Source organism: Micromonospora sp. DT48 (assembly GCF_049844495.1).
In the GTDB taxonomy this organism is placed as follows: domain Bacteria; phylum Actinomycetota; class Actinomycetes; order Mycobacteriales; family Micromonosporaceae; genus Micromonospora.
On sequence record NZ_JBNCLE010000008.1, the window covers coordinates 371,418 to 398,231 of the forward strand.

25 protein-coding genes are annotated in these 26,814 nt (G+C 72.1%); 15 read left to right on the forward strand and 10 right to left on the reverse strand.

Going from position 1 to position 26,814, the window contains the following annotated elements:
- Positions 1-108 precede the first annotated feature (108 nt).
- Positions 109-1,224 (reverse strand): lytic polysaccharide monooxygenase auxiliary activity family 9 protein, encoded by a 1,116-nt coding sequence (locus ACLQ2S_RS11745; RefSeq protein ID WP_309223319.1) that lies wholly within the window; start codon positions 1,222-1,224, stop codon positions 109-111.
- A gap of 396 nt (positions 1,225-1,620) precedes the next feature.
- Here ACLQ2S_RS11745 and ACLQ2S_RS11750 point away from each other — a divergent pair, with 396 nt between their 5' ends.
- Positions 1,621-2,556, forward strand: a complete 936-nt coding sequence (locus ACLQ2S_RS11750) for a PfkB family carbohydrate kinase (protein ID WP_425701667.1) — start codon at positions 1,621-1,623, stop codon at positions 2,554-2,556.
- Positions 2,557-2,635: 79 nt separating this feature from the next.
- Here ACLQ2S_RS11750 and ACLQ2S_RS11755 read toward each other — a convergent pair whose 3' ends face one another.
- Both ACLQ2S_RS11755 and ACLQ2S_RS11760 read right to left on the reverse strand, forming a co-directional pair.
- Positions 2,636-3,472: an MBL fold metallo-hydrolase gene (locus tag ACLQ2S_RS11755; RefSeq protein WP_425701668.1), complete on the reverse strand. Its 837-nt coding sequence runs from the start codon at positions 3,470-3,472 to the stop codon at positions 2,636-2,638.
- Positions 3,469-3,873, reverse strand: coding sequence for a thioesterase family protein (locus ACLQ2S_RS11760; RefSeq protein ID WP_425701669.1), 405 nt, complete (start codon positions 3,871-3,873; stop codon positions 3,469-3,471). Before ACLQ2S_RS11760 ends, ACLQ2S_RS11755 begins: the two co-directional genes overlap by 4 nt.
- Positions 3,874-3,988: 115 nt before the next feature.
- Between ACLQ2S_RS11760 and ACLQ2S_RS11765 the strand changes: the two genes are divergently transcribed.
- Positions 3,989-5,014 carry a phosphatase PAP2 family protein gene (locus ACLQ2S_RS11765; protein WP_425701670.1) on the forward strand — a complete coding sequence of 342 codons (1,026 nt, stop codon included), beginning with the start codon at positions 3,989-3,991 and terminating at the stop codon, positions 5,012-5,014.
- Between the two features lie 38 nt (positions 5,015-5,052).
- Here ACLQ2S_RS11765 and ACLQ2S_RS11770 read toward each other — a convergent pair whose 3' ends face one another.
- From ACLQ2S_RS11770 to ACLQ2S_RS11780, 3 genes are all read right to left on the reverse strand, one after another.
- Entirely contained in the window at positions 5,053-6,330 is a 1,278-nt protein-coding gene (locus ACLQ2S_RS11770; RefSeq protein WP_425701671.1) for a PH domain-containing protein, read from the reverse strand.
- A 206-nt stretch (positions 6,331-6,536) separates the two neighbouring features.
- The gene (locus tag ACLQ2S_RS11775) at positions 6,537-7,067 is read right to left on the reverse strand and encodes a PH domain-containing protein (protein WP_309223318.1); all 531 of its coding nucleotides are present in this window, start codon (positions 7,065-7,067) and stop codon (positions 6,537-6,539) included.
- Complete coding sequence (locus tag ACLQ2S_RS11780) at positions 7,057-7,323, reverse strand: hypothetical protein (RefSeq protein ID WP_425701672.1); 267 nt, start codon at positions 7,321-7,323, stop codon at positions 7,057-7,059. The genes ACLQ2S_RS11775 and ACLQ2S_RS11780 overlap by 11 nt, the downstream gene beginning before the upstream one ends.
- Before the next feature lie 236 nt (positions 7,324-7,559).
- Between ACLQ2S_RS11780 and ACLQ2S_RS11785 the strand changes: the two genes are divergently transcribed.
- The 3 genes from ACLQ2S_RS11785 to ACLQ2S_RS11795 are packed head-to-tail and all read left to right on the forward strand — an operon-like array spanning position 7,560 to position 10,602.
- Positions 7,560-8,666 carry an AAA family ATPase gene (locus tag ACLQ2S_RS11785; RefSeq protein WP_309223317.1) on the forward strand — a complete coding sequence of 369 codons (1,107 nt, stop codon included), beginning with the start codon at positions 7,560-7,562 and terminating at the stop codon, positions 8,664-8,666.
- Positions 8,645-9,655, forward strand: coding sequence for a DUF58 domain-containing protein (locus ACLQ2S_RS11790; protein WP_375335340.1), 1,011 nt, complete (start codon positions 8,645-8,647; stop codon positions 9,653-9,655). The genes ACLQ2S_RS11785 and ACLQ2S_RS11790 overlap by 22 nt, the downstream gene beginning before the upstream one ends.
- On the forward strand, positions 9,652-10,602 hold the full coding sequence (locus tag ACLQ2S_RS11795) for a VWA domain-containing protein (RefSeq protein WP_425701673.1): 951 nt from the start codon (positions 9,652-9,654) through the stop codon (positions 10,600-10,602). Before ACLQ2S_RS11790 ends, ACLQ2S_RS11795 begins: the two co-directional genes overlap by 4 nt.
- Before the next feature lie 67 nt (positions 10,603-10,669).
- Here ACLQ2S_RS11795 and ACLQ2S_RS11800 read toward each other — a convergent pair whose 3' ends face one another.
- Complete coding sequence (locus ACLQ2S_RS11800) at positions 10,670-10,825, reverse strand: hypothetical protein (protein WP_155218364.1); 156 nt, start codon at positions 10,823-10,825, stop codon at positions 10,670-10,672.
- Between the two features lie 411 nt (positions 10,826-11,236).
- Between ACLQ2S_RS11800 and fabG the strand changes: the two genes are divergently transcribed.
- The 4 genes from fabG to ACLQ2S_RS11820 all read left to right on the forward strand — a co-directional run bounded on the left by fabG (position 11,237) and on the right by ACLQ2S_RS11820 (position 14,733).
- A complete protein-coding gene (gene fabG / locus ACLQ2S_RS11805) occupies positions 11,237-11,941 on the forward strand; it encodes a 3-oxoacyl-ACP reductase FabG (RefSeq protein ID WP_309223315.1) in 705 nt (234 codons plus the stop codon).
- 27 nt (positions 11,942-11,968) lie between these two features.
- Entirely contained in the window at positions 11,969-12,736 is a 768-nt protein-coding gene (gene fabI, locus ACLQ2S_RS11810) for an enoyl-ACP reductase FabI (protein WP_155218360.1), read from the forward strand.
- 148 nt (positions 12,737-12,884) lie between these two features.
- On the forward strand, positions 12,885-13,916 hold the full coding sequence (locus tag ACLQ2S_RS11815; RefSeq protein WP_155218358.1) for a ferrochelatase: 1,032 nt from the start codon (positions 12,885-12,887) through the stop codon (positions 13,914-13,916).
- A 37-nt stretch (positions 13,917-13,953) separates the two neighbouring features.
- On the forward strand, positions 13,954-14,733 hold the full coding sequence (locus ACLQ2S_RS11820) for an HAD-IIA family hydrolase (RefSeq protein WP_155218356.1): 780 nt from the start codon (positions 13,954-13,956) through the stop codon (positions 14,731-14,733).
- A gap of 172 nt (positions 14,734-14,905) precedes the next feature.
- Here the strand turns inward: ACLQ2S_RS11820 and ACLQ2S_RS11825 are convergent, their stop codons facing one another.
- Complete coding sequence (locus ACLQ2S_RS11825) at positions 14,906-15,700, reverse strand: hypothetical protein (protein ID WP_155218354.1); 795 nt, start codon at positions 15,698-15,700, stop codon at positions 14,906-14,908.
- A 203-nt stretch (positions 15,701-15,903) separates the two neighbouring features.
- Here ACLQ2S_RS11825 and ACLQ2S_RS11830 point away from each other — a divergent pair, with 203 nt between their 5' ends.
- Positions 15,904-16,716 (forward strand): DUF3097 domain-containing protein, encoded by an 813-nt coding sequence (locus ACLQ2S_RS11830; RefSeq protein WP_155218352.1) that lies wholly within the window; start codon positions 15,904-15,906, stop codon positions 16,714-16,716.
- 75 nt (positions 16,717-16,791) lie between these two features.
- Positions 16,792-18,075 (forward strand): AI-2E family transporter, encoded by a 1,284-nt coding sequence (locus ACLQ2S_RS11835; protein ID WP_309223314.1) that lies wholly within the window; start codon positions 16,792-16,794, stop codon positions 18,073-18,075.
- A gap of 18 nt (positions 18,076-18,093) precedes the next feature.
- Here the strand turns inward: ACLQ2S_RS11835 and ACLQ2S_RS11840 are convergent, their stop codons facing one another.
- Positions 18,094-19,413, reverse strand: a complete 1,320-nt coding sequence (locus ACLQ2S_RS11840; protein WP_309223358.1) for a serine hydrolase domain-containing protein — start codon at positions 19,411-19,413, stop codon at positions 18,094-18,096.
- 83 nt (positions 19,414-19,496) lie between these two features.
- On the opposite strand from ACLQ2S_RS11840, the gene ACLQ2S_RS11845 reads away from it, so the two are divergent.
- From ACLQ2S_RS11845 to ACLQ2S_RS11860, 4 genes are all read left to right on the forward strand, one after another.
- On the forward strand, positions 19,497-19,970 hold the full coding sequence (locus tag ACLQ2S_RS11845) for an NfeD family protein (RefSeq protein ID WP_309223313.1): 474 nt from the start codon (positions 19,497-19,499) through the stop codon (positions 19,968-19,970).
- Positions 19,971-19,973: 3 nt separating this feature from the next.
- Complete coding sequence (locus ACLQ2S_RS11850) at positions 19,974-21,083, forward strand: SPFH domain-containing protein (protein WP_155218345.1); 1,110 nt, start codon at positions 19,974-19,976, stop codon at positions 21,081-21,083.
- A gap of 220 nt (positions 21,084-21,303) precedes the next feature.
- The gene (locus ACLQ2S_RS11855) at positions 21,304-22,113 is read left to right on the forward strand and encodes a hypothetical protein (RefSeq protein ID WP_425701674.1); all 810 of its coding nucleotides are present in this window, start codon (positions 21,304-21,306) and stop codon (positions 22,111-22,113) included.
- A 157-nt stretch (positions 22,114-22,270) separates the two neighbouring features.
- Complete coding sequence (locus tag ACLQ2S_RS11860) at positions 22,271-24,460, forward strand: transglycosylase domain-containing protein (protein WP_425701675.1); 2,190 nt, start codon at positions 22,271-22,273, stop codon at positions 24,458-24,460.
- Between the two features lie 129 nt (positions 24,461-24,589).
- On the opposite strand, the gene ACLQ2S_RS11865 is transcribed toward ACLQ2S_RS11860, so the two are convergent.
- Positions 24,590-26,446, reverse strand: a complete 1,857-nt coding sequence (locus ACLQ2S_RS11865) for a thiamine pyrophosphate-requiring protein (protein ID WP_309223312.1) — start codon at positions 26,444-26,446, stop codon at positions 24,590-24,592.
- Between the last annotated feature and the right edge of the window lie 368 nt (positions 26,447-26,814).

Consider the following 26,814-nt stretch of genomic DNA (forward strand, 5'->3'; position numbering starts at 1 on the left):
AGCGGAAGGACTCCGTGGTGCGCTGAGCGGACGGACGTCGAGCGCCCAGACCCGGAGCGGACAAGCGGAAGGGGGCCCCGAGCGGGGCCCCCTTCGTGCTGCTGGTGATCAGCTGCTGGTGCAGGTTGCGGTTGGCGTCGCTTCGCTGCCGCTGGCAAGGAAGCCGAACGTCGTGCTGCCGTTGGCCCCGAGGGAGCCGTTGTACGACACGTTGCTGACCGTCACCGACGATCCGGACGCCGTGTGGGTGGCGTTCCAGACCTGGCTGATCTGCTGACCGCTGGGCCAGGTCCAGTTCGCGGTCCAGCCGTTCAGCGCCGAGCTGCCGGTGTTCTTGATCTCGACCTCACCCTGGAAGCCACCGGACCAGCTGTTTGTCACCTTGATGGTGGCCGAGCAGCCTCCGTTGCCCGGGGGCGGGGTGGTCGGGTTCGGCGGCGGCGTGGTGGGGTTCGGCGGCGGGGTGGTGGGGTTCGGCGGCGGGGTGGTCGGGTTCGGCGGCGGGGTGGTCTGGTTGCCACCGATACCGGTCACCTCACCGTTGCCACCGTCGAAGACCACGTCGGAGCAGCCGAAGAAGTTCTCCTGGCTGTCCGAGCGGACCCACCGGGAGTAGATGATGTGGCGGCCGCTCTTGTTCGACGGCAGGGTGCCGGTGAAGTAGTAGTGGCCGTCGTTGGTGCCGACCGCACCACGCTGCGGCGGGTTGGTCACCGTCAGGAACGGCTGGGCCTCCAGGTCGCTCCAGGCCAGCGCCCGGGTCGGGCTCCAGCTGTCCCGGGTCACGTAGAAGTAGAACGTGCCCGGGTGGTGCGCCCAGTTGCTGTACCGGAACTCCATGGTGCGCCCGGCCGTCAGGTGCGTCAGCGGCCAGTCGTTGCGGGCCAGGTCGAAGCCGCGGAAGCCGGTGGCCCCGCCGCTGCACAGCTGACCGTCCGGGATGAAGCCGGTGGTCCGGCCACCGGCGTCCGAACGCAGCACGCTGAACCAGTTGTAGAGCGAGTTCGTCCCGCTCTGCGCGACGGCGGCGGCGCAGGCCGGGTTGTTCGGCCGGATCTCACCGGTCTGGGTGAGACCGTCGCGCCAACACAGGTAGGTGCGGGCACCCGGCGTCATCGCCGCGCCGTGCGCGGACGCCGGATCGGGGCTGGCGGTCACAACGACCGCCCCCGCGAGAAAAGTGAAAGCCGCGGTTATCAGCGCGGCCAAGCGTGGACGGTTCACGGGTTCTCCTGACTCGCAGGGCGCAACACGGTAGGTGCGCCCTGCCGAACGCGCGGGTGGCGGGATGTCGCCCCCGCTACTGCGGGCGAATACGACTACGCGGCGACCGTGCGGATGGGGACGATGGCCCAACCGGCACGCTGTCGCCAGCGGAGTGTCGACGCGTGAATGCCCTCGCGCGATGTGAAGCCCGGCGCCGGTGGACGCGCAGCCCCGCGCCATCCGGCATCCTCATCCCACCATGTCGGTCCGGTTGACGCAATAGCCGCATCTCGATGTGTGAAACGGGCCGGGTTCGCCGCGCCCAGGCCGCGCCAATACCGTGGCTTCCACGCCCCGCACACATCCGCTGTGCCAGCCTGGGCATCACGTACGGCAGACGGGAAGGACCTGACGATGGGATACGCGGTGGTGCTCGGCGAGGCGCTCGTCGACCTGCTGGACGCCGAGTGCGACGGCGCGCCGGTCTACCGGCAGGCGATCGGTGGTGGACCGCTGAACGTCGCCGTCGGTGTCGCCCGGCTCGGCGGCGCGGTGCAGTTCGTCGGATCGCTCGGCGACGACGTGCTGGCCGACCGGATCCGCGCCTTCCTCACCGCCGAACAGGTCGGGCTCGCCGGTGCGGTCACCGTGGCGGTGCCGACCACGCTGGCCGTGGCCACCTTCTCCGGCGCGGAGCCGGACTTCCGCTTCTACGGCGAGCCGCCCTCCTACGCGTTGCTCGGACCCGACCAGCTCGACGTGACGCTGGTCGAGGGCGCCGACGTGGTCTACTGCGGTTCGATCGTGCTGCTCGCGCCGAGGACCTTGGCCGCTGCCCGTCGGGCCTGGGCGGCGGCTGCGGGCCTGCGGGTCTTCGACCCCAACGTGCGGCCCCGGCTGCTGACCGGTCCGCAGGCGTTGGGCGAGCTACGCGAGGTGGTCGCCGAGTTCGCCGCCGGAGCGCACCTGGTCAAGCTCAGCGCCGCCGACGCGGAACTGCTCTATCCCGGCGAGCCGGTCGAGTCGGTGGCGGTCTACCTCCGTGAACTTGGCGCGGCCACCGTCGTGGTCACCCTCGGTGCCGCCGGCGCGGTGGTCGCCGCCGCGGACGCCGATCCGGTACGCGTACCCGCGCCGAAGGTGGCCGCCGTGGACGCCACCGGCGCGGGCGATTCGGTGATGGCTGCTCTGGTCGCCGACCTGTTGACCGGCGGCGAGCCGGTCGAGCCGTCCGGCTGGCACGCCCGGGTCGGCTACGCGCTGCGGGTCGCCGGTCTGGTCTGTGAGCGTCCCGGTGGGGCGGTCGCCATGCCCACCCGCGCCGAGGTGCGGCAGCGCTACGGCGACTGACCGCAGCCCCCGACACCGCCGCCCCCGACACCGCCGGTCGCGGCGACCCGGCCCGCCTGGGCTCGCCGCGCCGACGGGCTCAGGCGGTGCCGTCGAGTTCGGCGTAGCCACGTCGTGCGGCGGTCAGCGCGGGACGGGCCGGGAACGGAGCGTCGGCGGCGACCCGCTCCGGCGGCGCGCCGCCGGTGTGCCCGGCCCGGATCAGCCAGGCCAAGTCCACCAGTTGGGCGTGCTGGGCCCGGACGAACTCGGCGTCGACCAGGTCGCCGTGCCCGGGTACGACCACCGTCGACGGTGAGATCGACCGCGACAACTCGGCCAGCGCGTCGGGCCACTGCAACGGGTACGAGTCCTCGAACGCCGGAGGCCCGCCCTGCTCGACCAGATCACCGGCGACCAGCACATCGGCGTCGGGCACCTGCACGACGAGGTCGGCGTCGGTGTGACCCCGCCCGGGATGACGCAGCATCACCCGCCGGCCACCGACGTCGAGGACCGCCTCGGTACGCACGGTATGGCTGGGTGCCAGCAGCTCGGTGTCGGCCGCCTCGGCGGCGAGTTCCGGATGCCCGGGGTGCAGCTCCGCGTACGCCTCGCGGCGCAACCGGTCCGCCTCGTCGCGCATCGCCACAGCGGCCAGTTCGTGCGCCCACACCGGTCGGGGCGGATCACCGGCCAGGGCGGCGTTGCCGAAGCAGTGGTCGAAGTGGTGGTGGGTGTTCACCAGCGTCAGCGGGTCGGTGGTGACCGCGCGTACCGCAGTGGCCAGCTCGGCCGCCTGACCGGTGGTGGAAAGGGTGTCGACCAGCAGCGCGGCGCCGTCGCCCAGCACCAGCGTGACGTTGACCGCGAGCACCGGCTCACGGAGCACGAACACCCGGTCGGCGACCTCGACGAACCGGCCCACCGTGGTCATATCGCGGCACCGGCGCGTTGCACGAACCGGGCGCGGTCCACCAGGACCCGCTCCACCTGCCCCTCGGCGACGGTCTGCCCGCCCTCGGTGACGTCGACCTCGAAGACCAACCGGCGACGGTCGACCTCGGTCAGCCGGGCCTGCGCCACGACCGTACGGCCCACCGGGGTGGCGGCCAGGTGCGCCAACTCCACCCGGGTGCCCACGGTGGTGGCACCGCTCGGCAGGTCACGGGCGGTCGCGGCCACGGTCGCCGCTTCGGCCAGGGCCAGCACCCGTGGTGTGCCGAGCACCGGGACGTCACCCGAGCCGAGCGCCTGAGCGGTGTCGGCGTCGGTGACGGTCAACTCGACCCGGGCGGTCAGACCCGGGGCCAGGGCTCGATCCGGTTGCTCCCGCATGGGCACAGCGTAGGTGCTCGGGGAGACCCGGACCACGCGGCCGGGCAGATGTGCCACGACGTCGCAGGTGCTCCTGCGTCGGGTCGTACGCAGGTCGCCGCTAACCTTGTCCGCGATGTCTGCCATGACCGACCCCCAGCCCCCTGCCTCGGCCGAGCCGCCCGCCCCGCGCGACGGCGGGCGTCGCCGCGTGATCGCCATGTCGGTCTGGGGCGTCGCCTTCGTGGTGGGCTGGCTCGTCATCGGCCTGCCCACCGACCCGGTGTACGCGTTCTTCTGGATCTGGGCCGGCACCATCGCCTGGCACTCCAGTCGTCCGTGGCGCAGCCACCTGCGCTTCGCCCGGGACTGGGTGCCGGTGGTGCTGCTGCTGGTGGCCTACAACCTGTCCCGGGGGTTCGCCTACCACGACGGGACCGTGCCGCACGCCTACGAGTTGATCCTGGCGGACCGCCTGATGTTCGGCTGGGCCATGGACGGCCAGGTGCCGACCGTCTGGTTGCAGCAGCACCTCTACCACCCGCAGGTGCGCTGGTGGGACGTCCTGGTCAGCTGGGTGTACTTCTCCCACTTCGTGGCGGCGCTGGCCGCCGCCGCGGTGCTCTGGATGCGTGAGCGCAGCCGGTGGGCGGCGTTCATGCGCCGCTGGTTCTTCCTCTGCGCCACCGGCCTGATCACCTACTTCCTCTACCCGGCCGCACCACCCTGGTGGGCGGCGCAGAACGGGCTGATCGAGGAGGTCGCCCGGATCTCCACCCGGGGCTGGAAGGCGTTCGGCATGCACGGCGCGGGCAACCTGCTCAACGCCGGTCAACTGGCCTCGAACCCGGTGGCCGCGATGCCGTCGCTGCACACCGCCTTCGCCCTGTTCGTCGTGCTGTTCTTCCTGCGTAGCGTCCGGCTGCGCTGGTGGCCGCTGCTGCTGGCCTACCCGCTGGCGATGACCTTCACCCTGGTCTACAGCGGCGAGCACTACGTGATCGACGTGCTGGTGGGCTGGGCGTACGTCGGGATGACCTTTCTGGTGGTCGGTTGGGCCGAACGTTGGTGGGCCCGCCGGAAGGCCCGCCGCACCGCGACCGACCCACCCGCCGTCGACGAGGTGCCCGCGTCGCCGCCCGCCATTCCCACCCCACGCTGAACAGCGCCTCCTCAACCACGCTCTGACCGTCGCAGCGGTCAGCCGACGCGGCGGGCGTCCCGGCCTCGCGCGGTCAGCTCCGCCGCCAACGCCCAGGCGTCGGCGAGGTCCCGGTCCACCGCCGCGGCGCCCGCCCCACCGGCGGTGTCGGCGTGCACGGTGGCCAACCCGAGCAGCCGCTGCACCGGGCCCTGCACCACCCGTACGCTCTGCAACCGGGCGTACGGCACGATCGTCAGTCGGCGGGTGAGCAGGCCGGAGCGGACCGCGAAGACCTGTTCGGTCAGACCGGCGCCGAGGACGTGGCGGCTCAACGGGTTGACCCAGCGGGCCCGGGGCGGCGGTGGCCGCAGTGGCAACGACGACAGCGCCACCCCCGGCAGCACCTCGGCGACGATCATCTCGCCGGTCGGCTGGTCGCCGACGGGCAGCAGCCGGTCCGGCCGGTTGCGCTCGTCGGCCTCACCGGCGGCGTAACCGGCCACCTCCAGGCGGAGCCGGAGCCAGCCCTTCATCCGCCACAGCAGCGGCCAGGCCACCCGTACGGTCTGCACCCGGTGCAACGGGACCGTCTGCGACCTGGTCTCCAGCAGACCGTTGCGGATCCGCAGCCGGTCCTCGTCACGGGCCAGTTGGAACCGCCAGTCGTCGAGGACCCGGCGGATGGGTTGCAGCAGGACACCGGCCATCGCGGTGAGCGTGCTGGCCACCGCGATGAAGGACCAGGAGCCCTCCGACAGGAACTGCGCCGCCACGAAGACCACCCCGAAGGGCAGCAGGAACGCCTGCGGGGTCAGCAACTGGCTGATCAGCAGGTCCCGGTTGCGCACCGCGTGCAGCGGCCGCCCGGACGGCGGTGCCGGCTCGGTGCCGGCCGGCTGCGACCCGCCCGTCGCCACCGCGGTCGAGGGGTGACCCGCCAAAGCCAGCAGGCGCTGCCGCAACACGGCCGCCTCGGCGACACCGAGGTACGCCAGCGGCGCCTCGGTCTTACCGCCGCCGACCACCTCCAGCCGTAGCTCCGCCAGCCCGGTGAGCTGCGCGAGCAACGGCCGGACCACCTCGACGGCCTGGAGTCGTTCCAGCGGAATCGCCCGGGTACGCCGCCAGAGCAACCCCTCGTGGATGCGCAGCTCCCGCCCGACCACCTGGTAGCCGGTGTTGTACCAGCTGACCACGGCCAGCACGCTCGCGCCGAGCGCGAGCACGATCACCATCGCGACGAACCAGCCGAACCCGACCCGGGACAGGGTCGACCAGGAGAGCCCGGCGATGACCACGGCCAGCGACTTGGCACCGTGCAACGCAGGGCTCAACGGATGGAGCCGTTGCCGGGCCGGCTGCGCCTGCGTCGGCCCGGCCGATCCGACGGGCGGAGGCCCCGATCCGGCCGGTGCAGGCTCGGCCGGCGCGGTGTCGTCGGACGGCTGGCCCGCGTCCGGTGGGTCGTGAGCGGCCCCGACCTGATCCCGATCGTCGGTGGTGGCTGGAGCCCGGTCCGGATCCGGACCGGCCGACCCGCTCACAGTCCTTCCGCCCGGTCCTCGCCGAGTGCGGTCAGGCGGTCCCGCAGCCGGGACGCCTCGGCGGGACGCAGCCCCGGCACCCGGGCGTCGCTGGCCGCGGCGGCGGTGTGCAACTGCACGGTCGCCAGGTCGAACGCCCGCTCCAGCGGGCCGGCGCTGACGTCGACGAACTGCATCCGCGAGTACGGGACGATGGAGAGCCGACGCACCAGCAGGCCGTGCCGGACCAGCAGATCGTCCTCACGTTCGGCGTAGCCCCAGGCGCGTACCGCCCGAACGATGGTCACCGCGCGCCAGAGCGCGAACAGCCCGACCGCGCCGAGCGCCGCGGGGACCGTCCAGGAGTCGGTCAGCACCCAACTGACCCCGAGCACGGCCGAGACGAAGGCGACCCCGATCGCCAGCCGCAGCAACTCCACCCAGATCAGGTCGGTCGAGATCGACTGCCACTGGACGGTGTCCGGCCACGGTTCGAGCGGGCTGATCGGCCCGGCCGAGTTCGGGGCCGGAGCCGCGTCATCGCTCACCGGGCTGACTTCCCGTTGTACGCGTCCACTCTTCGAGCGTAGGCGATCCCGGCAGCGGGGCGACCTCACGCAGAAAGCCTCGTGCGTCGAGGAAGTCACCGAGCGACGACCGGTGCGCCTCGCAGGCGAGCCAGGTCTTGCGCCGCTCGGGCGGGTGCAGCCGAGGATTGTTCCAGCGCAGCGCCCAGCGGGCGCGGGCCTGACACCCACGCGCCGAACAGGGCAGTGCCTCGGTGGGGATGTCGGGGTGGGTCATCCCGCTCAGTCTAGGTCGGCGGGGAAGAGTGAGCGCCGGGCGGCCACGGGGGAAGCCGCCCGGCGACGGAAGAATGGTACACACGCCGGGGTGGCTTTTGTCCACTGGTGATCGGCGATTCCTCCGTGTCGGAACGGTGGGGCGAAAATCGGTCGCTCCCTCCGTCGGTACTCAGGCGGGCATGCGAGGCTTGTTACCGCACACGCCGCGACGACCGATCACGCTGTGGAGGACCAGTGGCCCAGCCGACCACGCCCGACGCCCCGCCGCCGAACGGGGCACAACCGCAGGCGTCCGCGCCGCCGACCACCCCGGCGCAGGACGCCACCCTGCTGGAGCGGGCGCTGTTCGAGATCAAGCGGGTGATCGTCGGGCAGGACCGGATGGTCGAGCGAATGTTCGTCGCGCTGCTCGCCCGTGGGCACTGTCTGCTGGAGGGCGTACCGGGAGTGGCCAAGACCCTCGCCGTGGAGACGCTCGCCAAGGTGGTCGGCGGGTCGTTCGCCCGGGTGCAGTTCACCCCGGACCTGGTGCCGGCCGACATCATGGGCACCAGGATCTACCGGCAGTCCAGTGAGAAGTTCGACGTCGAGCTGGGGCCGGTCTTCGTCAACTTCCTGCTCGCCGACGAGATCAACCGGGCCCCGGCCAAGGTGCAGTCCGCGTTGCTGGAGGTGATGAGCGAGCGGCAGGTGTCGATCGGCGGCGAGAGCCACCGGGTGCCGAACCCGTTCCTGGTGATGGCGACGCAGAACCCGATCGAGCAGGAAGGGGTCTATCCGCTGCCGGAGGCGCAGCGGGACCGCTTCCTCATGAAGATCGTCGTGGGGTATCCGACCGACGCCGAGGAGCGGGAGATCGTCTACCGGATGGGGGTGGCCCCGCCCGAGCCCGTCGCCGTGTTCGACACCGACGACCTGGTCGCCCTGCAACACAAGGCCGACCAGGTCTTCGTGCACAACGCCCTGGTCGACTACGCGGTCCGGCTGGTGCTGGCCACGCGTGCGCCGGCGGAACACGGCATGCCCGACGTGGCGCAACTGATCCAGTACGGTGCCAGCCCCCGGGCCTCGCTCGGGCTGGTGCGGGCCACCCGGGCGCTGGCCCTGCTGCGCGGGCGGGACTACGCCCTGCCGCAGGACGTGCAGGACATCGCGCCGGACATCCTGCGGCACCGGCTGGTGCTCAGCTACGACGCGCTCGCCGACGACGTTCCCGCCGACCACGTGGTGCACCGGGTGATGTCGACCATCCCGCTGCCGTCGGTGGCACCCCGGCAGCAGGCCACCCCGCCCGCCGGGGCGGTGGCTCCTACCTCGGGGTGGCCCGGGCAGCGGCCGTGACATCGACCACCCCTCGACCCGGCGAGCCGGACCACCTGGCGGTCGCCAACCGTTCCGGTGCCGTGCTGTCCCGGCTGCAACTGATGGTGACCCGCAAGCTCGACGGGCTTCTACAGGGTGACTACGCGGGCCTGTTGCCCGGACCGGGCAGCGAGGCCGGCGAGTCGCGCGAGTACCGTCCCGGCGACGACGTACGCCGGATGGACTGGCCGGTGACCGCCCGCACCACCACCGCGCACGTGCGGCGTACGGTGGCCGACCGCGAGTTGGAGACCTGGCTGGCGGTGGACCTCTCGGCGAGCCTGGACTTCGGCACCGGCCGGTGGCTCAAGCGGGACGTGGTGATCGCGGCGGCTGCCGCGATCACGCACCTGACCGTGCGGGGCGGCAACCGCATCGGAGCCGTCGTGGGCAGCGGAGCGGACACCCCGGCGCCTCGGCGGGGTCGACCCGCCGTACCGGCGGGACCGGGTCGCCTGGTCCGGTTGCCGGCCCGCTCCGGGCGCAAGGAGGCCCAGGGGATGCTGCGGGCCATCGCCGGCACCGAGAGCCGGCCGGGCCGGGGAGACCTCGGCGCGCTGGTGGACATGCTCAACCGTCCACCTCGGCGGCGGGGCGTCGCCGTGGTGATCTCCGACTTCCTCGCCCCGCCCGCCCAGTGGGCGCGCCCGCTGCGCAAGCTGCGGGTACGACACGACGTGCTGGCGATCGAGGTGGTCGATCCGCGAGAGCTGGAGCTGCCCGACGTCGGCGTGCTTCCGGTGATCGACCCGGAGACCGGCGAACTGCACGAGGTGCAGACCGCCGATCCGCGCCTGCGGCACCGTTACGCGGCGGCGGCCGCCGCCCAACGTGCGGAGATCTCCGCGGCGTTGCGGGCGGCCGGCGCCGCCCACCTGCGACTGCGTACCGACCGAGACTGGCTGCTGGACATGGTGCGCTTCGTGGCCGCTGCGCGGCACGCCCGCACCCGGGGGACGACACGATGATTCGCTTGCTGCAACCGTGGTGGCTGCTGGCCGTGCTGCCGGTGCTCGCCCTCGCCGCGCTGTACATCTGGCGGCAGCTGCGCCGACGGGACTACGCGCTGCGGTTCACCAACGTGGACCTGCTGCGTACCGTGGCGCCGAAAGGGCTCGGCTGGCGTCGGCACCTGCCGGCCACCGCGTTCCTGCTGGCCCTGCTGGTGCTGGCCGGGGCGCTGGCCCGACCGGCGGTGGACACCCGGGAGCCGCTGGAGCGGGCCACCATCATGCTGGCCATCGACGTGTCGCTGTCGATGCAGGCCGACGACGTTCCGCCGAACCGGCTGGAGGCCGCCCAGGAGGCGGCCAAACAGTTCGTCGCCGAGCTGCCGGAGACGTACAACGTGGGGCTGGTCTCCTTCGCCAAGTCGGCCAACGTGCTGGTGCCGCCGACCAAGGACCGTCCCGCGGTGACCAGTGCCATCGACGGGCTGGTGCTGGCCGAGGCGACGGCGACCGGCGAGGCGGTCTTCACCTGCCTGGAGGCGATCCGGACGGTGCCGGCCGACGGGGCGGCCGGTATCCCGCCGGCCCGGATCGTGCTGCTCTCCGACGGCTTCCGCACGGCCGGACGCTCGGTGGAGGAGGCGGCTGCCGCCGCGCAGGCGGCGAACGTGCCGGTCTCCACCATCGCCTTCGGCACCGACGCGGGTCACGTCGACATCGGCGGTCAGTTGCAGCGGGTGCCGGTGGACCGGTTCGCGTTGGCCGAGCTGGCCGAGACCACCGAAGGCTTCTTCTACGAGGCGGCGACGGTCAACGAGCTGAAGCAGGTGTACCAGGACATGGGCAGCTCGATCGGGTTCCGTACCGAGCCGAGGGAGATCACCCAGTGGTACGCGGGCATCGCCCTGCTGCTGGCTCTCTGCGCGGGTGCGTTCAGCCTGCTCTGGTCCTCCCGCATGATCTGACCGAGTCGGCGAGCTGCCGACCGGTCGACGCGACCGCCCCACGTCGACGGCGTGGGGCGGTGCCGGCTCAGTGGTTTCCGCTGGCCAGGACGAACAGGACGGCCACCCAGACGGCGGCGAGGGTGAAGCCCAGCGGGGCGACGTAGCGGCTCATGACAGCTCCGACGTGGCGGCTCGGCGGTCCGGGCGGCGGACCGCGAAAGGGGTGGATCAGGACGCGCACGCGAAGTCGTGGCCGGGCTGCTGTCCGGAGGTATCCGTGCGATCGTCCGCCGGGAAGCGATTGCCGGGCGGTGGAACGGATACGCGCGGGAGCGGGCCAGCTCAGGCGGAGTGGGGCTCAGCGTGGCTGGCGGTCGGCCCGGCCACGACTGGGAGGATCGCTATCTGGCACAGCGATCACCTCCTGAGGTCGGGTTCCGGGCGGCACGGGCCGCCGAGCGGCCCGCGAACGCGGATCATCGTACACCCGAGGTGCGCGCTCGACGCACTCGGTCGATCGTCCGGGCGGCGGTGGTGGGCGCGGGTGTGCCGTGGACTGGTCGGCACGCGAGATGACCTGCGGTGGTTAGTGGTTACCGCTCGGTAACGCCTAGTCTCCAACCCGCAGCGATCATTGGGGAGGGGACGTACTGTGTCGCGAACTGTGCTGGTAACCGGGGGCAACCGGGGGATCGGGCTGGCCATCGCTCAGGCTTTCGCCAAGCAGGGTGACCGGGTGGCGATCACCCACCGGGGCAGTGGGGCACCGGACGGACTGTTCGGCGTGCGCTGCGACATCACCGACGCCGAGTCGGTGGATGCGGCCTTCACCGCGGTCGAGGCGGAACTGGGGCCGGTGGAGGTGCTGGTCGCCAACGCGGGCATCACCGACGACACGCTGCTGCTGCGGATGTCGGAGGAGCAGTTCACCCGGGTGCTGGACACCAACCTGACCGGCGCGTACCGCTGCGCCAAGCGGGCCACCGGCCGGATGCTGCGGGCCCGGTGGGGCCGCATGATCTTCGTCTCCTCGGTGGTCGGCCTCTCCGGCGGCGCGGGTCAGGTCAACTACGCGGCCAGCAAGGCCGGCCTGGTCGGGGTGGCCCGTTCGATCACCCGGGAGCTGGGCAGCCGGAACATCACCGCCAACGTCGTCGCCCCGGGCTTCATCGAGACCGACATGACCGCCGGGCTGTCCGACCAGCGCAAGACCGAGATCCTCAACTCGATCCCGGCGGGCCGGATGGCCGCTCCGGACGAGGTGGCTGCGGTGGTCACCTGGCTGGCGGGCGACAGCGCCGGGTACGTCTCCGGCGCGGTCATCCCGGTCGACGGCGGCCTGGGCATGGGCCACTGAATATCGAGCACGGAGGAATGAGCGTAAATGTCCGGACTGCTGGCCGGTAAGCGGCTGCTCGTCACCGGCGTCATCACCGACGCCTCGATCGCCTTCTCGGTGGCCAAGCTGGCCCAGGAGAACGGTGCCCAGGTCGTGCTCACCGGCTACGGCCGACTGTCACTGGTGGAGCGGATCGCCAAGCGGCTGCCCGAGCCGGCGCCCGTGATCGAGCTGGACGTGACCAACCCCGAGCACCTCGCCGGGCTGGCCGACAAGGTCCGCGAGCACGTCGACGGTCTCGACGGGGTGGTGCACTCGATCGGGTTCGCCCCGCAGAGCTGCCTCGGTGGCGGGTTCCTCGACGCCTCCTGGGAGGACGTGGCGACGGCGCTGCACGTCTCGACGTACTCCTACAAGTCCCTGGCCGTCGCGGCGCTGCCGTTGATGTCGCCGGGCGGCTCGGTGGTCGGCCTGACCTTCGACGCCACCCAGGCATGGCCGGTGTACGACTGGATGGGCGTGGCCAAGGCCGGGCTGGAGTCGGCCTCCCGCTACCTCGCTCTGCACCTGGGCAAGCAGGGCATCCGCAGCAACCTGGTGGCCGCCGGGCCGCTGCGGACCATGGCCGCGAAGTCCATCCCCGGCTTCGAGCAGTTCGAGGACGCCTGGGCCGGACGTGCCCCGCTCGGGTGGGACCTGACCGACCAGGAACCGGCGGCGCGGGCCTGTCTCGCCCTGCTGTCGGACTGGTTCCCGGCGACCACCGGCGAGATCGTGCACGTCGACGGCGGCTACCACGCCATCGGCGCCTAGCGGGTAAGGAAGGGCCCCCTGTTAACGCCTGCGGTATAGCAGGGGCCCCTTACTAACCGCCGGAACGCCGGTAGCCGCCGGAGCGCCGGTAGCGGCCGGAACGGGGGGCGTTGCGGAGGTGGCGCCGGTCACCGGCGACAATGGGCCCATGGCGTACGACGCGGTGGTGCTGGTGTCCTTCGGCGGCCCGGAGGGGCCCGACGACGTGATGCCGTTCCTGCAGAACGTGACCCGGGGACGGGGAGTCCCGCCGGAGCGGCTGGCCGAGGTCGCCGAGCACTACCAGCACTTCGGCGGAGTCTCCCCGATCAACCAGCAGTGCCGGGAACTGCTGGCGGCCCTCCGCGCCGACTTCGCCGCCAACGGGCTCGACCTGCCGGTGTACTGGGGCAACCGGAACTGGGAGCCGATGCTCGCCGACACGGTGGCCCGGATGCGTGACGACGGCGTGCGGTCGGCGTTGGCCTTCGTCACCAGCGCCTTCGGCGGGTACTCCTCGTGCCGGCAGTACCAGGAGGACATCACCGCCGCCCGGGCGGCGGTCGGCCCGGACGCGCCGGTGATCGATAAGCTGCGCCAGTTCTGGGATCATCCCGGCTTCGTCGAGCCGCACGTCGACGCGGTGCGTGCCGCGTTGACCCAGCTCGACCCGGCCCGGCGGGACAGCACCCGGCTCGTCTTCACCGCGCACTCGGTGCCGATCTCGGCGGCCGACAGCGCCGGCCCGCACGGTGGCCGGTACACCGCCCAGCTCGCCGAGACGGCCCGGCTGGTGCACGCGGCGGCGGCTCCGGACCTGGCGTACGACCTGGTCTGGCAGAGCCGGTCCGGCCCGCCCCACGTGCCGTGGTTGGAGCCGGACATCAACGACCACCTGGCGGCGCTCGCCGAGCAGGGCGTGACCGGCGTGGTGGTCAGCCCGATCGGGTTCGTCTCCGACCACCTGGAGGTGGTGTGGGACCTGGACACCGAGGCGTCGGAGACGGCCAAACGGCTCGGCATCGACTTCGTCCGTGCCGCCACCCCCGGCGTCGACCCCCGCTACGTGACGATGGTGCGGGAGTTGGTGCGGGAGCGCATCGAGCCGGACGGGGCGCGGCTGCGCCGTCGTCTGGGCCAGCTACCGATGTGGGACACCTGTCCCACGGTCTGCTGCGTCCCGCCCCGTCGCCCCTCCTGACCGTTGCGGCGGACCCGACCACACCCTGGGGATGATCATGAAGGACCGTAAGCCCGTCGAGAGTTGGCTCACCGACATGGACGGGGTCCTGGTGCACGAGGGCCAGCCGGTGCCGGGCGCGCCGGAGTTCATCAAGCGGCTGCGCACCTCCGGCAAGCCCTTCCTGGTGCTGACCAACAACTCCATCTACACGCCGCGTGACCTCCAGGCCCGGTTGGCCCGGATGGGCCTCGACGTGCCGGAGCAGGCGATCTGGTCGTCCGCCCTGGCCACCGCCCAGTTCCTGGCCGACCAGCGGCCGGGTGGCACGGCGTACGTCATCGGGGAGGCCGGGCTGACCACCGCGCTGCACGCGGTGGGCTACGTGCTCAGCGACTTCGCTCCCGACTACGTGGTGTTGGGGGAGACCCGCACCTACAGCTTCGAGGCGATCACCAAGGCGGTCCGGCTGATCAACGACGGGGCCCGGTTCATCTGCACCAACCCCGATGCCACCGGCCCCTCGGTGGAGGGTGCCCTGCCGGCCGCCGGCTCGGTGGCCGCGATGATCTCCAAGGCGACCGGGGTGGAGCCGTACTTCGTCGGCAAGCCCAATCCGATGATGATGCGCTCGGCGCTGAACACCATCAACGCGCACTCGGAGAGCACCGCGATGATCGGGGACCGGATGGACACCGACATCCTCTGCGGTCTGGAGGCCGGGCTGGAGACCATCCTGGTGCTGACCGGGATCAGCTCCCGTGTGGAGGCGGAACGCTACCCGTACCGGCCCTCCCGGATCGTCAACTCCGTCGCCGACCTGATCGACGAGATCTGAGCCGCCGCGACCCCGCAGCGCCGCCGCCGCGACCCCGCAGCGCCGCCGCCGCGACCCCGCAGCGCGGTCGACGGCCACCCGGCAGCGCCGCCGCGCCGCGGCGGGTCGAGGGCGTGGCGGGTCGAGGGCGTGGCGGGCCGAGGGCGTGGCGGGTCGAGGGCGTGGCGGGATGTCAGGGGCGCAGGGGTGCGTTGCAGGCGGCGACGAGCGCCTGGCGGCAGGCGGCGGTGAGCGGGCGCAGGGCGGCGTCGCGCTGCTGGGCCTCGTAGTTGTTGATCGCGCCTCCGGGCGCGGCGTGCCCGGCCAGGGCGAGGACCCGGTCGAGCACGGCGGCGCGGGCGAACAGCCGACGCGACCGGGGGTCGAAGCCGGGGGGCAGATCGGTGGTGCCGTCCGGGCGACGCAACGCCTCCAGCGCACCGGCCAGCTCCGGCCGCCACTGGGCCACGTCGAGCCGGGTGAGCGCGGCGGTGGTGTCGGCCAACGCGGCGGCCAGCTCCGCCTCCGCCTCGGCGGCCCCGGGCAGGGTACGGCAGGCGGCGGGAGCGTCGGCCGGCAGCGGGTGGACCCGCCACAGCACCGTCTCGAAGGTGTCGCCGGAGCCGGAGGTGTGTACGCGTACCTCGGGGATCAGCCCCAGTGGACCGGCGATCACGGCCTCACCGGCGAGCAGCGCGGCACCGGCGAAGTCACCCGGGCCGGGCAGGCCGCGCGGGTCGCCCGGTGCCGGCAGCACCAGACGGATCTCGTCCGGTGAGAGTTTGGCCAGGGCGGGGAGCGCTTCCCGCAGCGGCACGTCCGTCCAGGTGCCGGGCGCGTCGGCGACCAGGTGCTCCTCGGTGCCGGCGACCGCCTCGGCGACCTCGTCGAAGGGCACCAGCCCGGCGCGCCACGCGCGCACCCAGGCAACGAACCGGCTCGACCGGCGCGGCGCGAGGATGGCCGCACCCGCAGCGGGGGTGGACATGCGGAAAGAGTACGTGGTGACCACCGCCCCTGTCTCGACTGCCGCGCCCCCACCTCCCCGCCGCGCCGATCAGGCAGTGGTCTGGGCGGTACGTCGATGTTCACGCCGTTTGTGACATACCACAACCGCATGATCGCGATTGGGAGGGAGGGCGGGGTGTGTCGCGGTTGGGGGGTGTCGGGGAGGGGGATTAGCGTGACGGGATGGGGCGGCGGTACGGCGAGGACGTGTTGGCGGGCAACTGGCGGCGGCGGACGGTGACCCCGGAGGTCGACGCCGAGATCGACCTCGTGGTCGAGGACGCCGAGTCGGGTTTCTGCGGGGCGGTCGTCGGCTTCGAGTCCGGCGCCGTGGTGCTGGAGGACCGGCACGGCCGACGGCGCAACTTCCCACTGCTACCGGCGGCGTTCCTGCTCGACGGCCGTCCGGTCACCCTGCGTCGGCCCACTCGGCCGTCGGTGCCGGCGGCCCGGCGGCGTACCGCGTCGGGCTCGATCGCGGTCGACGGGGTCCGCGCGCGGGTGGCGCGGGCCAGCCGGATCTGGGTCGAGGGTGTGCACGACGCCGCCCTCGTCGAGCGGATCTGGGGCGACGACCTGCGCATCGAGGGTGTGGTGGTGGAGCCGCTGTCCGGCATCGACGCCCTCGCCGCCGAGGTACGCGACTTCGGCCCTGGGCCGGGTCGCCGGCTCGGCGTGCTGGTCGACCACCTCGTACCGGGCTCCAAGGAGAGCCGCATCGTGGCCCAGGTCAACTCGCCGCATGTCCTGGTCACCGGTCACCCCTACATCGACGTGTGGCAGTCGGTGCGGCCCGCTGCGGTGGGCATCGCGGAGTGGCCGGTGGTGCCCCCCGGGCAGCCGTGGAAGGAGGGCGTCTGCGCCGCGCTCGGTGTGGCCGAGCCGGCCGACATGTGGCGGCACATCCTGTCCCGGGTCAACAGCTTCGCCGACGTGGAGACGCCATTGATCAACGCGATGGAACGGCTGATCGACTTCGTGACCGAGCCGGACTGACCCACTCGCGCGGCCGACATGGTCGGCGACCGTTACCGTGAACGACCTGATCCCTACCACCCCGGGGGTGCACACGTGAGCCGGTTCGGGCAACTGCGGCAGCGGTTGCGTCAGGCGTACGCGAAGGGACGCGAGTCGGTGCGTACGGCTCGGGAGCGGGAGAGCGCGCGGCGCGCCGAGGAGGCCGCCGAACGCGATCGGCCGATCCTGGAACCGGTGTCGCCGACGGGCGAACCGGCCGTGTCCACCACGAGCCGCGACGACGCGGACGTGCCGAGGGGCCTGCGGATCGCCGCCGCCTGGTCGTGGCGGATCATCGTCATCGGGCTTCTCGGCTGGGCGTTGCTGCGGGTCTTCGGCGCGGTCCGGGTCGTCATCGTCCCGTTGCTGGTGGCGTTGCTGCTCGCCGCCCTGTTGGCGCCGGCCGTCGGTTGGCTGTTGCGGGCCCGCTTCCCGCGTACGCTGGCCACCGCCGTGGTGCTCATCGGCGGGTTGGCCGCGGTGGTCGGCACGTTGACCCTGGTGGTCAACGAGTTCATCGCGGGCCTGCCCGAGCTGAGTTCCAGCGCCGCGGCCGGCATCGGGCAGATCCAGGACTGGCTGCGCGACGGCCCGCTGAATCTCTCCGACGGGCAACTCGACCGGTACATCGAGGCTGGACAGAACTGGATCAACGAGAACTCGCAGGCGTTGACCAGCAACGCGATATCGACGGCCGGCACCGTGGTCGAGGTGTTCACCGGCGCGCTGCTGGTGCTGTTCGCCACCTTCTTCTTCCTGCGGGACGGGGACCGGCTGTGGCGCTTCCTGGTCGGGCTGTTCCCGGTCGCCGCGCGCTGGCGGGTCGACGACGCCGGGCGCGCCTCCTGGCAGACCCTGGTCGCCTACGTACGTGCCACGGTGCTGGTGGCGTTCATCGACGCGGTGGGCATCGGCATCGCGCTCGTGCTGTTCGACGTGCCGTTCGCCTTCCCGCTGACGGCGTTGGTCTTCCTCGGCGCGTTCATTCCGATCGTCGGTGCCACGCTGTCCGGCGCGGTCGCGGTCCTGGTGGCCCTCGTCGACGGCGGCTGGGTCACCGCGTTGATCATCCTCGGGGCCGTGGTCGTGGTGCAGCAGGTGGAGGGCAACGTCCTGCAACCGTGGATCATGGGTCGGGCGGTGGCGCTGCACCCGTTGCCGGTGGTGCTGGCGGTGACCGCCGGAGTGGTCCTGGAGGGCATCGTCGGTGCGCTGGTCGCCGTACCGTTGATCGCGGTGATCAACACCGCGGTGCGCCGCCTGGCCCGGCAGCGGCCGTCGTCACCACCACCGCCACCGGTGCCGGAGGCCGTGGTGGTCCGGTCCACCCCGCCCTGACGGGTCAGGGCGGGCCGGTCAGGGTTCGTCGTCGGGGGTGCGGGTGAATACGAAGGTGGCGATGTCGAGGGCGACCGGGCTGCCGGTCTCGTCACGCCGCACGGCCAGCACCTCGCCGTTCTCGACGCCGCCGACACCGCGCCAGCGGTCGAGGCCGTCCGGGGCGTAGCGGCTGATCCGGTCGCCGCGCAGGGCGCCGACCAGCTCGCCGGTCGCCGCGTCCCAGCTGACGTCGAGCGGGATACCCATCCACCACCAGCGGCCGGTCAGCTCGGCCAGGTCGGCCGGGGGCGGCGTCCCGGCCGGTGACCACGGCCGGGCCGGCACCGGCTCGGCGTCGAGCACCTGGGTGAGGATCCGGTGGCCGAGTGGCCCGATCCCCCCGGTGCGGAAGCCGTAGGCGTTGGCGAAGCCGACGACGCCGGTGCGGCTGGGGCGGTGCACCGCCACCGTGGCGAGGTAGCCGGGCATCGAACCGCCGTGCCCGACGTGGACCCGGTCGCCCTCGCGGGTGAGCTGGATGCCGAGGCCGTACCCGCCGCGCCAGGAGTCCACGTCGCTGAGGATCACCGGTACACACATCTCGTCGAGGGTGGCGGGGTCGAGCACCGCCGGGTCCGGTTCGGCGAGGAAGGCCGCCCAGCGGGCGAGGTCCGTGACGGTGGACCAGAGCTGACCGGCCGGTGCCATCGACCGGGTGTCGGTACGCGGCTCCTCCCGCAGCGTGTCGTACCACGGGTGCACCACGTAGCCCCGGGCGAACGGCTCGGTCGCCGCGTACGTGGTGCGGCGCAGGTCGAGCGGATCGAGGATGCGCTCCCGCACCAGCTGCGCCCAGGGCGTACCGGTGATCCGTTCCAGCGCCCCGCCGAGCAGCCCGTACGCCAGGTTGGAGTAGTGCCAGACGCGGTGCGGCGGGTGCGCGATCTTCGCGGCGGTGAACCCGGCCAGCAGGGTGTCCAGGTCGACGCCCTCGCTGCGTTCCCACCACGGACCGTCGGGTTCGCGTTGCAGCCCACCGGCGTGCCCGAGTAGTTGCCGCAGGGTGACCGCGCCGGCCGCGCCGATCTCCGGCAGGTGCTTGCGCAGCGGGTCGTCCAGGGTCAGCCGGCCGGCGTCGCGTTCCCGCATGACCAGCACGGCGGTCATCGTCTTGGTGATCGAGCCGATGCGGTACTGCAGGTCGGCGTCGGGGCACGGCTGCGTGCCGGCGGTGGACAGGTGCACCAGCGCACCGTCACGGACCACGCCGATGATCAGCGACGGGACGTGGCCGGCGGACTGCGCGTCGGTCACCATGGCGTCGACCTGTCGGGCCGTTTCGGGACTCAGCGGCACGAAGTCTCCCTCGGTGTCGGCGATGATCGCTCTGAGATCATGACAGTTCGATGACACGTGCACGGACATGTCACGATCGTTACGTGGATGCCGTGCTGTGGATCGTTCTGGGTGTGGTGCTGGCGGTCGCTGAGGTCTTCACGGCGACCCTGTTTCTGATCATGTTCGCGGTCGGCGCGTTCGCCGCCGCGGGTGCCGCCGCGCTCGGCGCACCGGTGGCCGTGCAGGCGGTGGTCTTCGCGGTCGTCTCCGCGCTGACTGTCTTCGCCGCGCGGCCGGTGGTACAACGACACCGGCAGACCAGCTCCGACAGTGAGGACAACACCACCTTCGGGATCGAGGCGATCGAGGGCTCGACCGCCCTGGTTCTGGAGCAGGTGGACGCCGATCAGGGCATGGTGAAGATCGACGGCGAGGTGTGGACTGCTCGCGCCTACGACGCCACTCAGGTTTTGGCACCCGGCGAACGGGTGCAGGTTATCCAGGTCAAGGGAGCGGTAGCCCTGGTCTGGCGGGACGTCACTACTCCCGGTGAGCTACCCGAAGGTGAAAGGTGAACGATGGAACTCGTAGTTCCCGCCCTATTGATAGCGGTGGCGCTGATCGCGGTGGTCACCCTGGCCAAGTCGGTGCGGATCGTGCCGCAGCAGCGGCAGGACGTGGTTGAGCGGCTCGGCCGGTACAAGCGCACGTTGAATCCTGGCCTGAACATCCTTGTGCCCTTCATCGACGCGGTGCGTACCAAGGTCGACATGCGCGAGCAGGTGGTCAGCTTCCCGCCGCAGCCGGTGATCACCTCTGACAACCTGGTCGTGTCGATCGACACCGTCCTCTACTTCAAGGTGGTCGACTCGGTCCGGGCCACCTACGAGATCTCCAACTTCCTCCAGGCGATCGAGCAGCTGACCGTCACGACGCTGCGTAACGTGATCGGCTCGCTGGACCTGGAGCGGGCGCTGACCAGCCGCGAGGAGATCAACCGTCACCTCTCCGGAGTGCTCGACGAGACCACCGGCCGCTGGGGCATCAAGGTGACCCGGGTGGAGATCAAGGCGATCGAGCCGCCGCCGAGCATCCGCGACTCGATGGAGAAGCAGATGCGCGCCGAGCGGGACCGCCGGGCGGCGATCCTCAACGCCGAGGGGCACAAGCAGTCGCAGATCCTCTCGGCCGAGGGTGAGAAGCAGGCGGCGGTGCTGCGCGCCGACGGTGACCGGCAGGCCCGCATCCTCCAGGCCGAGGGTCAGGCGAAGGCGATCCGGACCGTGTTCGACGCCATCCACCAGGCCAACCCGAGCCAGAAGGTGCTCGCGTACCAGTACCTCCAGGCCCTGCCGCAGATCGCCAACGGCACGGCCAACAAGGTGTGGATCGTGCCGGCCGAGCTGACCAAGGCGCTGGAGGGCATGGGTGGCGCTCTCGGTGGGCTGAGCCAGATGGTCGGCGACGCGCCGACCAAGGAGGCCTCCGACGACGCCAGCGCGGTGGAGCGGGAGGCCGCAGAGGCCGCGCAGGCCGCCGCGCTCGCGGCCCAGGAGATCCACGACGAGGTACGCGTCGCCGAGGCGCAGGCCACCGGCGGTAAGGGCCCGCAGGGGCTGCCCGCGCCGGAGCCGGTCTCCCCGGCGAGCCTGCTCGACAACGCACCGGACCAGCGCGAGCGCGGCTGAGATCGCGGGGCGGGCCGTCCTGACCCGGCCCGCCCCGTTCGATTTGCGCTGCCCCGCTCCGTCCGGTCGGCTTCGGTCGAGCGGGCGGATCCGGACAAACGCGAGAATGACTCACGAGGCGCTCCGGTGCCTGCCACCATCAGTCCTAGTACGGGTGGTGACCAGGCATCGGGGCGCCTCGGCGTGTCCCGGCGCCGCTCGGGGATGAGCGAGGTGACGCATGGAGCCGGTGCGGCGGTTGTGGTCCACGCCGGAGGTGCCCGGAGCCCACGACCCGAAGGGCCCGATCGGCACCCGGCGTACCGGTGGGGGATTCGGCGTGCTCCCCTTCGTCGACGAACCGCCGCCGCCCGGACCCGCCACCAACGCCAGTTGGGCCTGGTCGCTGCGGCGGCTGGCCCGTGCTGCGGTCTGGCTGCTGCCGGCGTACGCGATCCTCTACGGCGCGGTGGCGATGGCCAGCGACGGCGGGGTGGGCAACGACCCGTATCCCGCCGACGGGCGGGCGTTGTACCTGATCGGCTGGGTGGCCGCGGTCTGGCTCGGCCTGCTGGCCCTGCTCGGGCTGACCGGGCTGCTCGCCGCCACCCGCAGTCGGCACGCCGCGGTGTCCGGCCTGCTGGTCAGCATCGCCGGCACGGTGCTCATGCTGCCCTTCGCCGGGCTGTCCGAGCAGACCCCGGTCTTCGGCACCACCGCCCGGTCGCTGGTGCTGCTCGGCGCCACCTGCTACAGCGCCGGCTGGCTGCTCACCGGGTGGGCGGTGGCCCGCTCGGGGATGTTCAGCATCGGCGACGGGGTGATGCTGATGATCGCCAGTCCGCTGCTCGGCCTCGGCGGTGCGTTGATCGGATCATTGCAGACCTTCGGCGCGATCTTCGTGCTGATCTCCGGTATCGGCATCTGCTACCGCTCGGGCCGCCTGCTGCCCCGGGAGATCCTCCGGGACGCCACCAGCGCCAGCGTGGCGACCGCCGGTCCGAGCGCGCCGATGGGGCCGGGCGGCGCGGGGCCGCTGGGAGCAGCCTGACGATGTCGGCTCTGCGACCGGCTGCGTCGGCTGTCCGAATGACGATCCGATGGTCAGGCCGACGAGGGCGCAGGTGGCTGGCAACTAGCGGTGAATTGCCTGACAAATGGCCAAATGTGGTGGCCGGAACGCGGCTTTCGCGGCAATCCTGGTGACCATGGCCACCCCTACGCCGCTGTCGCGGCTGTTCACCGTCGTACTGGCCGGCGTACTCGCCGGCCTGGTCCTGGCGGTCGCCGCACTGCCGGGAAACCTGCTGCTCGGGTTCGCCGCACAGGCGGCGCTCGGGAACTACGCCGCGCTGCCGGACGCGTTGCGGACCCCGGTCACCCCGCAGCGGTCGTTCCTCTACGCCAACGACGGCAAGACGTTGATCACCACGTTCTACGACGTCAACCGCACCGACGTGGCGCTGGCGGAGATCGCGCCGGTGATGCGTCAGGCGATCGTGGCGGCCGAGGACCGCCGCTTCTACGACCACGGCGGGGTCGACCTGCGCGGCATGGCGCGCGCCCTGGTCAGCAACGTCACCGAGGGCACCGGGCAGGGCGGCTCGACGCTGACCATGCAGTACGTGCGCAACGTGCTGAAGACCGACCCGAGCCGTACGGCGGAGGAGCGGGCGGCGGCCACCGAACCGACCATCGGGCGCAAGATCCAGGAGATCCGGTACGCCAACGCGTTGGAGCAGCGGCTCGGCAAGGACGAGATCCTCAGCCGCTACCTCAACATCGCCTACTTCGGTTCCGGGGCGTACGGGGTCGCCGCCGCGAGCCAGCGCTACTTCTCCAAGGCGCCGGCCGACCTGACCCTCGCCGAGGCGGCCCTGCTGGCCGGACTGGTGCAGTCGCCGGAGGCGTACAGCCCGATCGACGGTGACGCCGACGCGGCGCTGGCCCGTCGGGCGTACGTGCTGGACTCGATGGTCGCCACCGGGGCGATCACCGCCGAGCAGGCCGCCGAGGCCCGCGCCGAGAAGCTGACCTTGAAGCCGAGTGAGCAGCCCAACGGCTGCGCCGCCACCGCCGGTGGACGCGACGGATGGGGCTTCTTCTGCGACTACCTGCGCCGTTGGTGGGTCGCCCAGCCGGAGTTCGGTGACACCGTGCAGGAGCGGGAGCAGGCGCTGCGACGCGGCGGTTACCACGTGGTGACGACGCTGGACCCGCAGCTCCAGGCCACCGCGCAGCGCCAGGCGATCGGCATCTACGGGTACGACAACCCGCGCGCGGTGCCGATCGCCGCCGTGGAGCCCGGCACCGGTCGGGTCCTCGCGATGGCGGTCAACCGCCACTACAGCCTCGACGCCAACCCCGACGGGCAGGCGAACTACCCGAACACCGTCAACCCGTTGATCTCCGGCGGTGCCGGGGTGGCCGGCTACCAGGCCGGTTCCACGTTCAAGCTGTTCACCATGCTTGCCGCGCTGGAGTCCGGTCGTACCCTGTCCACCGGCTTCGACGCGCCCAGTCGGCTGCCCACCCGATACGCGGCCGAGGGGGAGAGCAGCTGCGGTGGCCGCTGGTGCCCGGCCAACGCCAACCCGGAGTGGATGGACGGCTACCGGATGATGTGGGACGGCTTCGGCCGCTCGGTGAACACCTACTTCGTGTGGCTGGCCGAGCAGGTGGGGCCGGAGAAGGTGGTCGAGATGGCGCAGCGGCTGGGCATCACCTTCCGCGCCGAGGCCGACGCCCGCTTCGCCGCCGACGACGCGGCCGACTGGGGTGCGTTCACCCTGGGCGTGGCCGCCACCACCCCGCTCGACCTGGCCAACGCGTACGCGACCGTGGCGGCGGAGGGGACGTACTGCGCGCCGCTGCCGGTGGTGTCGGTGACCGGGCCGGACGGCCAGCGGCTGGCCCTCGGTGACCCGTCCTGCCGACGGGTGCTTGACGCCGACGTGGCCCGCGCCGCCACCGACGCGGCCCGCTGCCCGGTGGGGCAGCAGTCCGCCTTCGGGCAGTGCAACGGCGGTACCGCCACCGCCGTGAACCGGATCCTCGACGGGCGCCCGGTGGCCGGCAAGACCGGTAGCTCGGACCGGGCCGCCACGGAGAGCTTCGTCGGGTACACCCCGCAGGTGGCGGTCGCCGGTATCGCGGCCAACCCGGACGACCCCACCGACTCGGTCGGCGCCGCCGTGCAGGCCCGGGTGATCGACGCGGTCGCCCGGATCATCGCCACGGCGGTCGACGGTCAGCCGGAGCAGGCGTTCACCCCGCCCAGCCGGGAGGTGGTCGGCACCCCGCGCCGCCCCGTCGAACCCGACCCTCGCACCCCGCCCCGCCGGGCCCCCGACAACCCCCTCTCCGACTTCCTCCCCTGGCTCCAAAACCGCCGCTAACCCACCCCCCCACCCCCCAACCCCCCCCACCCCCCACCCTGCGCACCGTTGATCAAGAAGTTTTGGTCATGAATGGGGCCTCAGCCGACCAAAACTTCTTGATCAACGCGAAGGGTGGTGGTGGGGCGGTCAGCGGGAGGAGGGGCGGGGGCGGTAGGTGGTCATGACGGTGGGAATGCCGCGGCGGATGATGCCGGCCCAGTCGGTGTCACCGCGCAGCACGGCGGCGGCCGTCTTGCGGGCCTGCTCGGCGGTGAAGTGTGGCGGCATCATCAGCTCGGCGGGGTCGACCAGCGCGTTGATCACCGTGGGGCGGTCGGCGTTCAGCGCCCGGTCCCACACGTCGGCCACCTGGTCCGGGTGGTCGACCAGCTCGCCGCGCATCCCCAGCACCTCACCCCACCGGTGGTACGCGATGTCGGGCAACTGCTGGCTGTCCGGGAACATCGGGGTGCCCTCGGTGGAGCGTTGCTCCCAGCTGACGAACGCCAGATCGCGGTTGTTGAGCACCAGCACCACGAACCGTGGGTCGGCCCAGCTCTGCCAGTACTTCGCCACGGTGATCAGCTCGTTGACCCCGTTCATCTGCATCGCACCGTCGCCGATCAGGGCCACCAGCGGGCGCTGCGGGTGGGCGAACTTGGCCGCCAGGGCGTACGGCATCGCGCCGCCCATGGACAGCAGGGTGCCGGACAGACTGGCCAGCATCCCCGGGCGGACCTTGAGGTGCCGGGCGTACCAGGCGGTGGTGGTGCCGCAGTCGACGGCGAGCATCACGTCGTCGGGCAGGCGGTCGCTGAGGCGGGCGAAGAGCAGCTGCGGGTTGACCGGGTCGGCGTTCTGCTCGGCCAGTTCCCGCTGCGACTGCCGCCACGCGGCGGTGGCCCCGGCGATGGTCTGTCGCCACCGGGTCGGTCCCGGGCCGGGGCCGAGCGCGGCCAGCAGCGCCCGCAGGGTGGGCGCGGCGTCACCGGTCAGGTTCACCTCGGTCGGGTAGCGCAGTCCCAGTTGGGTGCCGTCGTGGTCGATCTGCACCGCCCGCGCCTGCCCGGGCGGCGGGTAGAACTCCGAGTACGGCATGTTGCTGCCGACGATGAGCAGCCGGTCGCACTCGTTCATCAGCTGCCAGCTGGGGCGGGTGCCGAGCAGACCGATGGCACCGGTCACCCACGGCTCCCGGTGGTCCACGGCGGTGAAGCCGAGCAGTGCGGTCGCCACGCCCGCGCCGAGGCGGTGGGCGATCTCGTGTACCTCGTTCTCCGCGCCGAGCGCACCCTGCCCGACCAGCATGGCCACCCGCTCGCCGCTGCCGAGCACCTCGGCGGCGTGCCGGATGTCCGCCTCCGGCGGCACCGTCGGGCCGCTGCTCGGCACGCTGCTGGTGTGGAAGAAGCCGTGCGCGTGCGGCGGGTTGGGCACCGCCGGCAGGTCCTGCACGTCGAGCGGCAACACCAGGGCGGTGACGGTACGCCGGGCCAACGCGGTCCGGCACGCCCGATCCACCAGGTGGCGTACCTGGGACGGGTGGTCGAGCTGGGCCAGGAACGCCGCCGCCACGTCCTTGTAGAGGGCGAGCAGGTCCACCTCCTGGTAGTAGCCGCCGCCCTCGGCGGTGAGCGCGGTGTGCCCGACCAGGGCGACCACCGGTTGGTGATCCAGCTTCGCGTCGTAGAGACCGTTGAGCGCGTGGATAGCACCCGGGCCGCTGGTGACCAGCACCGCGCCGAGTGGTCCGCCGCCGTACTTGACGTGTGCCGAGGCGGCGAACCCGGCGGTCTCCTCGTGGCGTACCTGGACGAACTGCACCTTCTCGGCGGTGCGTTGCAAGGCCGAGGTCATCCCGTTGATGCCGTCGCCGGGGAAGCCGAAGTAGCGGCGTACGCCCCAGCAGGCGAGACGTTGCACCATGTGGTCCGCGACGGTGGCGTCACGGGGCAGCGGCCACGGGTCCTCCGGCACGAAGGTGCCGATGTGCTCTGTGCTCACCTGGATCGCCTTTCCGGCCGGGCCTCCTCAAACACCGCTCTCGGACGAGAGAGTGCCGCGACATTCCCCGTCTCCACCCGCCGAAACGCGCCGCGCACGGTGCCGGCGGCAGCTTCCTGCCGGTCAACTGCCGGTCAATCTCCTGGATGACCCTTCAGCGTGGAAATAGCGTTCTGGGCAAGTGCTGCGGGTGACGATTTTGTCAACGGGACCCTCCCGCAGCGGGGTGATGCGCGGCGATCAGGCCGCCTGACGTGAACCCGGTGGTCCGGGCGGCGCTCCCCCCCCGCCCCCCCCCCCCCACTACCAGCGCACGCACGCGATTTGGAGCGAAAAAAACGAAACCCGCGGCCGGCCCGCGGGGGAAC